General features: G+C 45.4%; 12 protein-coding genes. 9 read left to right on the forward strand and 3 right to left on the reverse strand.

The genetic code is table 11. The features are described from left to right. The 6 genes from ENN47_02600 to ENN47_02625 form a co-directional block, all read left to right on the forward strand. Positions 1 to 1,690, forward strand: a 1,690-nt coding sequence (locus tag ENN47_02600; protein ID HDP77076.1) for a peptide ABC transporter substrate-binding protein, incomplete at its 5' end; no start/stop codon positions are given. Between the two features lie 72 nt (positions 1,691 to 1,762). Further along, positions 1,763 to 3,130: a peptidase M14 gene (locus tag ENN47_02605; protein HDP77077.1), complete on the forward strand. Its 1,368-nt coding sequence runs from the start codon at positions 1,763 to 1,765 to the stop codon at positions 3,128 to 3,130. A 5-nt stretch (positions 3,131 to 3,135) separates the two neighbouring features. Beyond that, the gene (locus ENN47_02610) at positions 3,136 to 4,122 is read left to right on the forward strand and encodes an ABC transporter permease (GenBank protein HDP77078.1); all 987 of its coding nucleotides are present in this window, start codon (positions 3,136 to 3,138) and stop codon (positions 4,120 to 4,122) included. A 2-nt stretch (positions 4,123 to 4,124) separates the two neighbouring features. Then, on the forward strand, positions 4,125 to 5,057 hold the full coding sequence (locus tag ENN47_02615) for an ABC transporter permease (GenBank protein ID HDP77079.1): 933 nt from the start codon (positions 4,125 to 4,127) through the stop codon (positions 5,055 to 5,057). 5 nt (positions 5,058 to 5,062) lie between these two features. Beyond that, positions 5,063 to 6,046, forward strand: coding sequence for an ABC transporter ATP-binding protein (locus tag ENN47_02620; GenBank protein ID HDP77080.1), 984 nt, complete (start codon positions 5,063 to 5,065; stop codon positions 6,044 to 6,046). Then, positions 6,046 to 7,044: an ATP-binding cassette domain-containing protein gene (locus ENN47_02625; protein HDP77081.1), complete on the forward strand. Its 999-nt coding sequence runs from the start codon at positions 6,046 to 6,048 to the stop codon at positions 7,042 to 7,044. Before ENN47_02620 ends, ENN47_02625 begins: the two co-directional genes overlap by 1 nt. Before the next feature lie 55 nt (positions 7,045 to 7,099). Here ENN47_02625 and ENN47_02630 read toward each other — a convergent pair whose 3' ends face one another. From ENN47_02630 to ENN47_02640, 3 genes are all read right to left on the reverse strand, one after another. Then, complete coding sequence (locus ENN47_02630) at positions 7,100 to 8,380, reverse strand: DUF3887 domain-containing protein (GenBank protein ID HDP77082.1); 1,281 nt, start codon at positions 8,378 to 8,380, stop codon at positions 7,100 to 7,102. 137 nt (positions 8,381 to 8,517) lie between these two features. Beyond that, the gene (locus tag ENN47_02635) at positions 8,518 to 9,705 is read right to left on the reverse strand and encodes an ABC transporter permease (GenBank protein HDP77083.1); all 1,188 of its coding nucleotides are present in this window, start codon (positions 9,703 to 9,705) and stop codon (positions 8,518 to 8,520) included. Next, the gene (locus tag ENN47_02640) at positions 9,698 to 10,447 is read right to left on the reverse strand and encodes an ATP-binding cassette domain-containing protein (protein HDP77084.1); all 750 of its coding nucleotides are present in this window, start codon (positions 10,445 to 10,447) and stop codon (positions 9,698 to 9,700) included. Before ENN47_02640 ends, ENN47_02635 begins: the two co-directional genes overlap by 8 nt. Before the next feature lie 269 nt (positions 10,448 to 10,716). Between ENN47_02640 and ENN47_02645 the strand changes: the two genes are divergently transcribed. From ENN47_02645 to ENN47_02655, 3 genes are read left to right on the forward strand one after another with little or no spacing between them, the layout of a single operon-like run. Continuing rightward, a complete protein-coding gene (locus tag ENN47_02645) occupies positions 10,717 to 12,147 on the forward strand; it encodes a TldD/PmbA family protein (GenBank protein ID HDP77085.1) in 1,431 nt (476 codons plus the stop codon). Further along, complete coding sequence (locus ENN47_02650) at positions 12,147 to 13,421, forward strand: Zn-dependent protease (protein HDP77086.1); 1,275 nt, start codon at positions 12,147 to 12,149, stop codon at positions 13,419 to 13,421. Before ENN47_02645 ends, ENN47_02650 begins: the two co-directional genes overlap by 1 nt. 17 nt (positions 13,422 to 13,438) lie before the next feature. Then, positions 13,439 to 14,104, forward strand: coding sequence for a nitroreductase (locus ENN47_02655; protein HDP77087.1), 666 nt, complete (start codon positions 13,439 to 13,441; stop codon positions 14,102 to 14,104). Positions 14,105 to 14,154: the final 50 nt, after the last annotated feature.

Here is a 14,154-nt window from a genome sequence, read left to right on the forward strand (position 1 = left end):
AGAGGCGGATTCCCCAATTACAAGAAAGGAAGCTGCGATTTCCATCTACATGGCTTTGAATCCTCCTGTGACCGGCGGTCTAGCAACGACGGCCGTCACTGCCGATGCTCCGGGTTTCAACACTTTGTTCACTTCTGCCGGTTTGACCTGGACTATTTGTAATATCATGGGCGATGGCATTACCGGCACTGATAAGGACGGCTTCTACTTCCCGAGAATGGTCAAGAGAATGCCAAGTCTAGAAAACGGACTGATGGTAATAAACGAAGACGGGTCACTTACTATAACTTACGAGTTAAGAAAGGGAATGAAGTGGCACGATGGAGAGCCTGTGACTGCCCATGATGCGAAGTTCCAGTGGGAAGTTATGAACAGCGGCGCCCCGGTTACAACGAACTACTTCGAGAGTTCAGTTTCGGAAGTAGATGTTATCGACGATTACACTTACTCTATAACTCTTCCCGAACCTTTGAGCAACGCAGAGCTGGGTTCTTCTGTTTACGCTTATTACTTCGGGTGGTTCCAGCTTCCGGAGCATGTTTTCAGGGATAGTTACGAAGAGGCAAAGGATTGTGGAAACTGGGATGCTTTCGTTGAAGAAGCTAACAAGAATCCGATCATGACCGGTCCTTACAAGTTCAAAGAGTATGTCGAGGGCCAATACGTAATTCTGGAAGCTTTTGATGAGTTCTATATGGGCAGACCCAACATTGATGAGATAGTTATGCGAATCATTCCTGATATGGACGTAATCTTCGCTTCTACACTCAACGGAGAGATAGATTTCGGAAGATATACTCTTACGCTGAAGCAGTCGGTCCAGCTTGAGAATCAGAGAGCCGACATGTTCAACGTCTTCTATACACCGAACATTGCTTACGACAATCTGAACCTTAACCTGAGAGATCCTGAGGATACAACAAAACCCCATCCGATCTTTGGAGATAAGAGAGTAAGGCAGGCTGTTCTCTATGGCATCAACAGAGAGCAGATAAGCAATGTAGTTTACGCCGGACTGGCCGAAGTGGTGGACACCTGGATAACAGATCTGCATCAGATGAGAGAAGCACTTGAAGGTCCGGATGTGAAGCATTACGAATACAATCCCTCAAAGGCAAAGGCTTTGCTTGAGGAAGCCGGCTGGAAACTGAACAGCAAAGGCATTTACGAAAAGGATGGAGAGACTTTGAAGTTCAGTCTTTCTCTTGCCTCTGGTAGCGGTGATTATCAGATGATGGCCCAGATGATTCAGGGTATGCTTAAGCAGATAGGCATGGAAGTGGAGATAGATATGAAGCCTGCACTGGTAATCTGGACGGAAGCATTCCCTTATGGCTCTTACGATGCTCTTCTCTCCGGTTGGGGCTATGGTGTCAGCGATGAGGCCGCGAACTACTGGACGACCGATCAGATTCCTTCCGACGAGAACTACTGGGGTGGTATGAACTACACCGGTTGGGCAAACGCTGAAAACGATGAGCTGATCGTTGCGGCATCCAGAGAGCTTGACCCGGAAAAGAAAGTCGCTCTCTATGAGAGACACTTTGCGCTCTGGACGGACGAGCTCCCGGTTCTTCCTCTAGTTGTCGCGCCGACTCCTCATTTTGCAAAATCATATATTAAGAGCTTCAATTCAGGCTACGATAACGGTCTTGGTTGGATAATTCAAAACTGGTATATTGACAGGTAATAAGCTCTTGTGGGGGAGAAGTCAGAGGCTTCTCCCCCATATTCTTTCAAACTATCTTTCGGAGGTTTCGACATGAAATATACCGAGCTTATAGATTGTGTTCCTGACTACAAGGAATTCTTTACGGTGGAAGAGATGGACCAAAGGTCTTTAGAGCTTGCAAAGAGGTATCCAGGAAAAGTCAAGGTATATGAGGCGGGAAAATCACGCAACGGAAATCCGATTTACGTTCTGGAAATCGGAAGTGGCAAGAACAATGCTCTTCTGTTCGGCTGTCCCCACCCGAACGAACCGATAGGTGCTATGATGCTGGATTTCCTTAGCGAGAAACTTGCCAGTGATGATGTTTTTCGCAATCAGTTCGACTACACCTGGCATTTGATAAAAGTTATTGATGTGGATGGGACGAAGCTTAACGAAGGATGGTTCAAAGACTCTTCCTCTATAAGAAAGTATGCAGGTAACTTCTACAGGCCGCCCGGTCATGAACAGGTTGAATGGACTTTCCCCGTCGATTATGAGACGCTTCATTTTCATTCTCCGCTGCCAGAAACGAAAGTGCTTATGAAGCTTATTGAAGAGAAGAAGCCTGAGTTCATGTACTCTCTTCACAATTCCGGTTTTGGAGGGGTCTATTATTATGTGAGCGACGCAGTTCCAGAACTCCATGAGACTTTTAGCGAACTTCCGGGTTTGTTTGGTTTGCCACTTTCTCTTGGAGAGCCGGAAGCACCTTTCTTGGAGCAGATCGAACCTGCTATTTTCAAGCTTTTCGGAATGGCTCAAGAGTATGATTATCTGAAGAAGAATCTTGGTCCAGGCAAAGACCCGGCAGACGTCATCAAAGCCGGAACTAGTTCTGATGATTTTGCTTCATCTGTGGCCGATACTTTTTCCTTGGTTTGTGAGATTCCGTACTATTATGATGCAAGGGTCGAAGACATGTCTGAAGCGGAGATAACTAGGAAGGAAGCGCAGAGATTCAACTATCAGAGGTCCGTCGAGAATTTTGAGTTTGTCAGCGAAGTGATGAAAGCAGTCGAACCTTGCGTTACAGACAGAAATTCACCGTTCTACAGAGTCTTCAAGAATGTTCTTGAAACCTATCCCGATCAACTGCAAGCGCAGAGTAATTGGATTGAAAATGATCCGTCTCTTGAGAGAAAGGCAAGCATGGCAGAGGTCTTTGATAATAAGATAGTCAGCCAGTTCTATCAATCACTGATGCTAGGGATGCTAAGAAGATTGGTCAGGGAAAATGATGACGGATCGGAAAAGCTGTCGGCAATCGTGACAATGGTGGGCGAAGCATTCGAGAGAAAGATTGAGTATCTCGAGAATAATCTCGATTATACGACTATTCCTATAAAGAGCCTGGTCAGCGTTCAGCTGATAGCAGGGCTTAATGTCGCAGATTATATTCAAAGAAGGGGCAGCTAGAGGTCGTGAAAGTCTATTTCCTGAAACGCTTTCTGGAGCTCATTCCAATATTTTTCGCAATCTCGATAATCATCTTCGTAATTATGAACTCTATGCCCGGCGATCCTCTCTTGCAGATGAGAATGCAGAATCCAAGGGTAATGACTAACGATCCTGAAAGGATGAGGGAGCTTAGAGAGTATTATCATCTTGACGATCCGCTTCCTGTCAAATACTTCACATGGCTGAAGAGTGTCATGACCGGAGATTTGGGATATTCCAGTATGTACAAAACGCCAGCAATTGATCTCATAACTTCTCGCCTGCCAAATACCCTTATTCTAACCATTACGGCCTGGCTTATAGGGCTTGTGGTCGCTCTTCCGATAGGAATACTCTCGGCAGTCAAGAAGTATTCGGCTTTCGACTACACAACAACTGTGTTTGCCTTCATAGGTATCTCTTTGCCCGGATTCTGGTTTGCATTAATTGCGATCATAATTTTCAGTGTTAGTCTTGGTTGGTTTCCCGTATCTGGGATGGCAACTTATGGCATCACTGGCTCATGGAATATCTTTATTGATAGACTGAGACACCTCGTCCTCCCGGCTTTTGTGCTGGGATTAGTTCAGGTTGCTTCGTGGGTGCGATACATAAGAACATCACTTCTGGAAGTTCTTGATCAGGATTACGTTAGAACTGCGTATGCAAAAGGGGTTCCCGATAGAAAGGTTATAATCAAACACGCTCTGAAGAACGCGATGATACCTATTATTACAATAATCGCGCTCGATATCCCTTACTTTTTCGGTGGAGCGTTGATCATCGAGACGGTCTTTTCCTGGCCGGGAATGGGTAGACTTATGTACAATGCAGTGATATCGAGCGATTACAATCTGGCGATCAGTTGTTTGATGTTTCTGGCCATCATAACCCTTATTTCAAATCTCGTTGCTGACTTCCTGTATGTGATGGTTGATCCCAGAATCAGGATGGGCAGGAAGGGAGCTTAGTCATGCCAAAATTCCTCTACAGAAGGAAACTCGATGAAATCGAAGGCAAATCGCGGCCGGTTCATATAAATAGCTACAGGCAGTTGGTGTGGGCGAAGTTCAAGAGTCACAAACTTGCCATGTTCGGCGCATTTGTGCTCGTTGGTGTGATTCTATTCACCGTATTTGGTCCGCTTTTCGTCGATGTTGGATATGAAGATATGGATTTCTCTTATCTCTTCTCGCCGCCGTTTACAGAGGGTCATCCTTTTGGGACAGACGAACTGGGTCATGATGTGCTGGTTAGAGTAATGTACGGTGGAAGAATTTCTCTATTTGTCGGGTTAGCCTCTGCGGTGATAACCACCCTAATCGGAACAGTTGTCGGACTGCTTTCTGGCTTCTATGGAGGCCTTGTTGACAGGCTGTTAATGAGATTTGTCGATGTAATGCTTTCTATACCGATGTTCCCTATCTTGATAACTCTTACCCTTGTCTTTGGTTCGGGAATCATGAATATCATTTTGGTTCTGACAGTTTTCGGCTGGATGGGTGTTTCCAGATTGGTCAGGGGACTAGTGCTTTCAATAAGAGAGACAGAGTACGTAATGTCTGCAAGAGCTATGGGAGTGAAAAACGGGAGAATAATCCTCCGACACGTTCTTCCTAACGTTATACCGATAGTGATTGTCTCTGCGACGCTTAACATGTCGTATGCAATACTTGCAGAGTCATCTTTGAGTTATCTCGGACTTGGCATTCAGCCTCCCATGCCGTCTTGGGGCAATATGCTTCAGAGAGCTATGAATTACATACTTGGCACAACTACTGGGGTAAATCCGTGGTGGCTTACCGTCTTCCCAGGATTCTTCATTTTCATAACAGTACTGAACGTGAACTTTCTTGGAGATGGACTTAGAGATGCTCTGGATCCTAAATTTGTGAGTGAGAGTTGAAAAGCATGGAAAGAATACTCGAAGTTGACAACTTGAAGATTTCCTTTAAAACTCAGCTTGGAAGAATAACGCCTCTGGACGGGGTTTCGTTTGGTCTATCAAAGGGAGAGACTCTAGGAATCGTGGGGGAATCTGGCTGTGGCAAGACAATCACTGCTTTCTCAATAATGAGATTGCTACCAAAGAACGCCTTTCTCGGTGAAGATACAAGAATTGCTTTCAGAGGGAAGGACATTTCAACGCTCGGCAAGGAAGAACTTCAGAAGATTAGGGGCAAGTCGATATCAATGGTGTTTCAGGAACCCATGACATCTTTGAATCCCCTCTACACGATCGGATGGCAGATTTCCGAAGTATATAGACTGCACGAAGGTCTAAATGAGGAGGAGGCAATGACGAGAAGCGTGGAAATGCTCCGGCTTGTCGGGATTCCAGAACCCCAGAAGAGAGTAAAGGAGTTTCCTCATCAATTGTCGGGAGGAATGAGGCAGAGAGTAATGATTGCTATGGCGCTCGCTTGCAGTCCGGAGCTGCTCATTGCTGACGAACCGACTACAGCGCTTGACGTAACTATTCAGGCTCAGGTTCTTGAACTAATGAACGAGCTGAAGGATAGGTTTAGCACAGCCACGATAATCATAACGCACGATCTGGGAGTAATCGCCGAAATGTGTGATAGAGTCCTCGTGATGTACGCAGGACAGATTGTTGAGAGCGGGGACATATTTGACATCTTCGACAGACCCATGCATCCTTATACAAAGGGCCTGATTAACTCAATACCAAAGATTGAGATTTCCAAGAAAGATCAGAAGAAGTTGAGCGTAATAGATGGTTATGTCCCCCATCCTTCGAGTTTTCCCGATGGCTGCAGATTCAGGCCGCGTTGCCCGATGGCATTCAAGAAATGCCTTGAGAAACCTCCGATGATTGAATCCGAAGCCCATCATTCAGTTCGTTGTTGGCTATTTGAAGGGGATGATGTATGATGGAGATTTCCCCAATGGTTGAGATCAAAAATCTGAAGAAATGGTTCCCCATAAAGAGCGGGTTCAGGTCTAAGTCCAATCTGAAGGCGGTGGATGGGGTTGATCTGCATATTTACAGGGGCGAGACTCTGGGGCTGGTTGGAGAATCGGGTTGCGGCAAGACGACTATAGGAAGGACTCTCATCAAGATCTACCAGCCAACAGATGGGGAGTTCCTCTACAGAGGAGAAGGTTCTCATGAAGGTGAGGTCGACATATTTTCTCTCTCGGAATCGAAAATGAGGCCTTTCAGGAGAGAGATACAGATGGTGTTCCAGGATCCTTACGCTTCCCTCAACCCTCGAATCACTGTTCACGACATAATTGCCGAAGGCCTGAGAGTGCATTCGTTGGGCAAGAGCAGAGAAGAGAGAAAGTCAATGATAGCGGAGGTTCTTGAGAAGGTCGGCCTAAGGCCAGAATATATGTACCGATACCCTCATGAATTCTCAGGTGGACAGAGACAGAGAATTGGGATAGCGAGGTCTATGATCTTGAATCCGGGTCTGGTCATATGTGATGAGCCGGTGTCGGCTCTTGATGTATCCGTCCAGGCTCAGGTAATAAACCTCCTTGAGGATTTGAAACACGACTTCGGTCTCACATATCTTTTCATTGCGCACGATCTGGCGGTTGTGAAGCATATTTGTGACAGGATATCGGTTATGTATCTTGGAAAGATTGTTGAAACCTCTGAAACCGACCAGCTGTTTGATAATCCTCTTCATCCTTACACGCGCGGATTGCTTTCATCGATTCCCGTTCCGAATCCTCACATGAGAAAGACCGGAAAGAGGGAGATCGTGAAAGGAGACATTCCCTCTCCCGTTGATCCGCCTGAAACTTGCAGATTCGTAAAGAGATGTCCTAAGGCCTTCGACAGGTGCTGGAAAGAAAGTCCTTCACTGAAGGAAGTAAGCGAGGGACACTTCGTCTCGTGCTTTCTCTACGATGAATAGTCTTTCATTAATAAGGTGATTCATTGGTGTGAGGGCAGGAGGATTTTGTTGTCGATCAATCAAAAACGTAGATCCAGGGAAACATGGCGTCAATGAGCTGGATATCAACATGCCGGAACTCGTAATAATAGTCGGGTGTTGACATCTCACCCTTCACGGGCATAAAATAGTGGTCAAGACCGGGCAGCAGCTGAAAATAAACATTCAATCGAGTCCACAGTGCGTTCATGAACATTATGTAGTCTTGGACCGTCGATTCGAAATCGGCATCGCCCTGAACAATAAGCACGGGGATCTCCAGTTCTCTTACAATTTCAATAGGATTCATTCTGTCAAGCTCATAATAATATCCGGCTGTTGCTGCCAGGACGGGGGCGCCTGGAGGCAGCTTCCCGTCAAGAGCTGTCTGCAGGTAGTCGGTGAGGAGTTTGGTCCGCTGTCCGCTTTCTTCTTCATAAAGCGATCCAATGTATTTCTGTTTGTCGATTATTACTTGCAGCTCTTTCCTGGCAGGCGTAGCCAGTAGGATAATTCCATCTACCCTGGAGTCTCTGGCGGCGATTGCTGGGGCAACTCTTCCTCCAAGTCCATGTCCCGCAAGAAATATGGATGAAACTGAGGGTATTCTCGATGCGGCGGTTATCGCATTGATGACATCTTCAATCACTTCTGTCTCGATGCTGGGAGAGGTTTGAGATAGCCGCTCTCCGAAAACAAAGGATCTCTTATCATACCTTAGGACGGCCACACCTTGAGTCGCCAGCCCCCAGGCTATCTGCCTGAACGGTTTGTTTGGTCCAATTGTAGAATCTCTGTCCATAGCTCCTGAATCATGTATGAGAATTACAAGCGGATACTTGTCAATCTCCTTGGGGACGGTAATTACTGCGGGAAGCCGGTTCCTATCCTCTCCAATCGTGATTTCAAATTCATCGAATTTGCTAGTGTCGATGTACTCGGCAATTGCTCCAGTTTGCAGTGTCGGCTGAACTAGAAATGTGTCAATTCTGCCTTGATCATCAACCACTACGTTGAAGTCGATAAACCCTCTCTCAAACTGAGCATGAAAGATGAATACTGTGAATCCTCTTATCTCGCTAGTCTCGGTTGAGAAAATGAAGAGATATTCGCCGTATTCCTCTCCGAGCTGTTGAAATTCCTGACTCATGCTTTCGACTGTATAGAGAGTTTTCGCCCTCAGACTTTGCATCTCATAAGCTAGATGATAGTTTCCTCGCAAGAAAAACTGAAGATACCTGTCAGCAAGTACCTCGGATCCAAAGAGCATTGTGAAAACCAGAAAGGCAAAAACCCCGACTGATACTATTCTCCTCAACCTAGACTTCTCCCGACAAATGATTCTAACTCTTAATCCCTAACTCAATGATAAACCATAGACCTTGATTGGTGAAATGAAAAGGAGGGCATGTGCCCTCCTTTGTCCGTAATATCTGAAGATTTTCAGGTAATCAGTTAAGCTCCCGAACTGTCCATGATCTTCTCGCTATTGAAGACTCTGGTAAGAAAGTAGATGAACAATGATACATAAACGAGGTTGCTCACAAGCATGAGAGAGAATCTCGAAACGACAAAACTGGCGGTAATGATATCTTTCATGACGAAGATTGAGTTCATGAAAGGAATCAGGTAAAGGAGGGGATTATCTGGAGATTCCATCTGCATAGTTGCAACTCCCAGTACTATTGCCATAATATATATGGGCATTACGTACCCGCTTCCCTCTTTCATATTCCTTGCTAAGGAGCCAAGGAGAACAATTAAGGCGGCTGCGAGCCCGGACATTGTCACCAGTGTAATGAATAAACCGAAGAGAGTTGCGGCCGACAGAGATGAGAAATTGAGCTCGCCTCCCCCGAATGCAGGGCCTCCAACTTTAAAAGCGATTATCAGGCCGATGAAAGTGAATATGCTGTTCAAGATCGCAATAGTCATTACATACAGAATCTTCCCTGCTGCAATTGATGATCTCGACACCTGATTAACAAGCAGCACAGGCATGCTTCCTCTCTCTTTTTCGCCCGCAGTTGTATCGAGGCCTATGTTCATGGATCCGGCGAAGATGTAAATGAGCAGGAAATACGGGATCAATGTGGCCAGCAGCTCTGTTCCCTGTGATTCTTCCGGTGCAACATCTCTTTTCTCTACGCTCACGAGATTGAGATCTTCGAGTGTCAATCCATGTTCGAGAAGCTTTTCCGAAAGAAGCAGAGATGAATATGATGACAGGGCATTCTGAACTATTTGAGCTCCATACGAAGAACCTTTTGAAGTCGAATTGTAGAAGAGACGGGCATCTATCTTCTCTCCACTACGGACTCTTTCCGCGGCATCTGCGGGAAACTCGACCATGATTGAGTTCTCCTGGTTTCTGACCGATTCTTCGCTCAGGTTATCGTCAATTTCAAACGGCATCATCTGATCTAGAAAACTCAAGAACCTCCCATCGGGCAAATTGACTATCTTCAGCTTGTAGACTGTGTTCTCGTAAGTTCTGGTTTGGGATGTAGACACTGTGTTCATTACGAGGAAGATCACTGGCATGATCAACATCGGCAGAATTAGAACTGCGAAGATAGTCCTTGCATCCTTGAATATATTCTTGAGTTCCTTTCGAAAGATAATTAGAGCATCCCTAAACAATCTCGATCACCCCTTCTCTATCAGCAATCTTAAAGAACACGTCTTCAAGATTGTCTTCCCCAAACTTCTCATAAAGCCCTTCAAGAGTGTCGTCTGCAACAAGCCTGCCTTTGAAGATAATTCCAACTCTATTGCAAAGCTTTTCGGCAACAGACATGATGTGAGTGGAGATAATTATCGTCTTTCCCTGGTCGCGATAATCTTTGAGAAAGTCGGTAACAGTTCTTGCCGTAAGGATGTCCAGACCGTTTGTGGGTTCATCAAAGATTATGACTTCGGGATCATGAATAAGACTGACTGCGATCGCAGCCTTTTGCTTCATTCCTGTAGAGAGCTTCCCGATTCTCTTGTCAAGGAAGTCATTCATATCCAGATATTCTGATAGTTCCTTTGTCTGTTTAGAGATATCTGTGTCACTCATATGACTGAGTTCGCCGTAGAATCTGAGCAGTTCCTTTGGCGTAAGGTTTCCCGATAGTTTCATATCGCTTGTAAGGAAACCTATTCTCTTCCGAACTTCCGTGGGCTGTACTACAGAGTCGAATCCCATTACGCTTGTCTTTCCTCTGTCCGGCTTGAGAAGAGTTGAGATAATCCTGAGAGTTGTCGTCTTTCCTGCACCATTTGGGCCGAGAAGGCCATAAATGCTTTTCGACTCAGCGGAAAAGCTCAGTGAATCGACTGCGACCACTTTTTTTCTTCGACTATCGAAAGTTTTTGTGATTCTCTCAACCTTAACCATTTTTTGCCTCCTAATAACGGTTATTCTAGGGTGTAGAATAACACCCCATTGTTAATGTGAAGTGAAGAAATAAGAATTGTGAAAAAATATTTCATTATGGAGGGGAAATTGATTAATTATATTCACTACATAATTCATTTATTTCATACCTTGATGAATTATAGTATAATTTGTCATGAGAACACCGCTTAGAACTCTTGGAGTCGACTCTTCGGACAAAGTTCTTGCTTAGTGATAAACAAAATACGCGTTGCGTTAGGAGGTTCTAGATGAAGGTAGAAGATTCAAGATATCTCAACGATAAACGGGACATGATGAAGAAACTTGTATGTTCTCTGGGACGTGACTTTCCTTACGTTTCAGTTCTCGGCACGGATGTCAGAGGTAAACAGTACCAGGTGATGACAACTGGAATTAGCGTGAATGATTCGAGATGGTCCGAAAGAGGATTCGTGCTTAGGGTTCATGATGGAAGAGGTTACTTTGAATTCTCGTTTAATGAAATGGAGAATCAATCAGTTGAAGAGATTGTAAAGTATGTCGGGAGAAAGCTCTCTGCATTCAGGAAAAGTATGAATGAGAATAGTCTGGATGCTTCAGCAGTACCGATGTTCGAAGAAGAGGAATCAAAACTCTGTTTCAATGACGAAGTTGGAATTCTTCCGGGTTCTCTCTCGGCAGGAGAGACAATCGATAGACTGTCTTCTTTTAAGGATCGGGCTCACGAATTCTCCGATGAAGTGGTAAACGTAATGGCCCTCATGGAAAACGTGCAAGTGAGTAAGCTCTTCATTTCTTCCAGGAGGGAGCTCTCACAATCCTACATCTGGTCTCAAGGATATTTGTACGTCGTTGCCAGAAGGAACAAGAAGACCAAGTATAGTATGAAAGGTTTTTCGGGATTGAAGGGTCTGGAGATTCTGGACGAGATGGAAGCATTTGTTGGAAAAGTCGTCGAGAATGCTCGACTTCTGCTCTCGGCCGAGAGAATAGATCCAGGTGAGTACGATGTAATTTGCTCGCCAGATGTTGCAGGACTGATTGCTCATGAAGCTTTCGGACACGGAGTCGAAATGGACATGTTTGTGAAGGGGAGGGCAAAGGCCGTCGAGTATCTGGGAAAGCGGGTAGCGTCTGAGCTAGTTACGATGCATGACGGTGCGGCCGGTGTAAGAGAAGTTTCATCTTACGCATTTGACGATGAAGGCTGCCTGGCAAAGGACACAGTGATAATAGAAAATGGGATTCTCAAGAGGGGAATTTCAGATTTGATTTCCGCATCTGTTCTTGGAACTGAGCCGACCGGCAACGGTAAGAGAGAATCGTATGAAAGAAAAGCATATGCACGCATGACGAACACATATTTTTCTCCGGGAAAAGATGATCTGAAAGATATGATCGAATCAATAGATTATGGGTTTCTGCTTGAAGACTATTACAGTGGAATGGAGGATCCCAAAAACTGGGGGATTCAGTGTGTCATAGCCTACGGACGTGAGATTAAGAAAGGGCAGTTTACAGGTCGCATCGTATCTCCAGTAATGATGACTGGATACGTACCTTCATTGCTGAAGTCGATTTCCATGGTATCTGGAGATTTCAAGCTCTCTGGAACGGGAGCCTGCGGCAAAGGTCACAAGGAGTTCGCTAAAGTCTCTGCGGGTGGACCATATATTAAGGCAAAAGCGAGGTTGGGATGATGATAGAGACGATTGTAAAGAACCTTGAAGCAAATTCAGTAGATGCATGGAGAATAAGGGAAGAGAATATTGAGAGTGAAGAGTATTTCTTTGTAGGGAACAAGGTCGATCTTGGAAGGGCGAAAAAGGTGAAGAAGTACGAAGTAACTGTCTACCGTGATTTTGAAGAGGGCGAAAAGAAATACAGGGGAAGCTCGACGGTTACCATAAGCCCGGGAACAGCGGTTGAGGAAATCGTCCATTCAATACAGGAGGCCTTTTTTGCTGCAGGGTTCGTAAAGAATCCCTGGTATCCAATGGCGCCGAAATTCTCACGGAGATTCAGAACAGACGAACATTACCTTCATGATCTTTCGGGAGATGCGATTGGAGCAATCTTTGACAACGAAAGACCGTCCAATTCATGGTTGAACTCTGTTGAGATTTTTGTGACTAGAAACGGGTACCGAATTCTCAATTCTGAAGGTCTCGACGCGGCTTTTTCAAAATATAGAACATACATCGAAAGCATTGTAAGCTCTTCTGGCAGAGAAGAAGTTGAGCTGTACGATCAGTTGCTCCTTGCACTTCCCGATGTTGAACGTATAAGTGAAAGGATTTCCAGGCTGCTTCTATTGGTCGGTGAAAGAGCGAATGCCGTTCCTACGCCAGCTTTAGACAGGATACCGGTAGTACTTACCGGAGAGCCGGTGAGAGAGGTAATGAGATACTATTTGAAACAGGCAAATGCACGTCTTAAGTATGACAGGATATCCGAAGTTGAACCTGGAGACTCTGTTCAGTCAGGAGAATCGGGAGATAAGATAACGCTTGAAGTTGTGCCGGAACTTGAAGGTTCATACTTCAGCCTTCCTGTTGACAATGATGGTTTTCTCATTGGGAAGAGGACGGTTATCGAAAAAGGAATCTTGAAGGATTACTGGGGCGACATCAAATACTCCCACTACCTGGGAATCGAACCAACAGGTGCTGTTCTGAACTTCTCGGTTGGTCCTGGCAGTCTCAGCATTGACGAGATGCGAAAAGTCGATCATCTGGAGGTTACTAATTTTTCGGCAGTTGACGTTGATGAAACAACGGGCGATTTCGGAGGAGAGATCAGGTTAGGCTGGTATTTCGATGGTTCGAAGAGAATCGCGCTGTCGGGAGGTTCAGTGACCGGTAATCTAAGAGAGCTCGAGTCAATCTATCTGTCGAAAGAGACAGAACTGGACGGAGATTATTATGGACCGCGTTCGATCTCAATAGAGGGGTTGAAGGTTTCGGGTGAGTAGTCTTTGCGGAGGTGCACATGATTATTGAGACAATAAGAATGAGGCATTCAACGAGGAAGTTCCTCGATTACAACCTGTCTGCTGACGAGAAGGAAAGGCTGATGAACTTCTTCAGGGAGCTTCCAACCCTTCATTCTTTGCACCTGAAATGGACTATAAAAGACCTGAACAAAGGATCGGGCGTAATATTTGCACCGTGTCCCGCAAAGCCGAACTGCCTTGTAGAGTACGGATTCCAGGGAGAAATCATTGTTCTGGAAGTGACCAAGATGGGATTAGGTAGTTGCTGGAATGCCGGGATTAGAGAGGAGGGCTCTCCGGCCGGGATTATCCTTGGCAAGGAAGATTCAGGGAAGGTAACTCTAAACGATATCCTTACCGGAATGGGAAGAAGGAAGGAGTTGGAATCTCTTGTCGAAGGACCGTTGCCTGAAGACGAGAGGCTGCTTCAAATATTGGAATCATGCAGACTTGCCCCTTCTTCGATGAACAGGCAACCATGGAGATTCAACGTTCAGAATGGCGATCTTTACATCTGGACCAAAGCCAACATGATTGGAGGCAGTCACTGGCTAGATCTTGGAATTGTCCTTTCTCATGCCTACATCACTGCACAGGAATTCTTTTCGAAGGTTTCTATTGAGAGGGCAGCCGGCGAGAAATACAGGTTGATCATGAAGTAAACGATTTGGTCGTTTCTATCATGAGTCGCAAATCTCTTTGACTTACTTCG

Source organism: Mesotoga infera, from assembly GCA_011045915.1.
GTDB classification, from domain to species: Bacteria; Thermotogota; Thermotogae; order Petrotogales; family Kosmotogaceae; genus Mesotoga; species Mesotoga infera_D.

Excerpts from the sequence above, each read along its gene's own strand:
- ENN47_02640 (HDP77084.1), bottom strand. The coding sequence starts at position 10,447 with ATGGTTAAGGTTGAGAGAATCACAAAAACTTTCGATAGTCGAAGAAAA.
- ENN47_02650 (HDP77086.1), top strand. The coding sequence starts at position 12,147 with ATGATAGAGACGATTGTAAAGAACCTTGAAGCAAATTCAGTAGATGCA.
- ENN47_02625 (HDP77081.1), top strand. The coding sequence starts at position 6,046 with ATGGAGATTTCCCCAATGGTTGAGATCAAAAATCTGAAGAAATGGTTC.
- ENN47_02615 (HDP77079.1), top strand. The coding sequence starts at position 4,125 with ATGCCAAAATTCCTCTACAGAAGGAAACTCGATGAAATCGAAGGCAAA.
- ENN47_02605 (HDP77077.1), top strand. The coding sequence starts at position 1,763 with ATGAAATATACCGAGCTTATAGATTGTGTTCCTGACTACAAGGAATTC.
- ENN47_02655 (HDP77087.1), top strand. The coding sequence starts at position 13,439 with ATGATTATTGAGACAATAAGAATGAGGCATTCAACGAGGAAGTTCCTC.
- ENN47_02620 (HDP77080.1), top strand. The coding sequence starts at position 5,063 with ATGGAAAGAATACTCGAAGTTGACAACTTGAAGATTTCCTTTAAAACT.
- ENN47_02645 (HDP77085.1), top strand. The coding sequence starts at position 10,717 with ATGAAGGTAGAAGATTCAAGATATCTCAACGATAAACGGGACATGATG.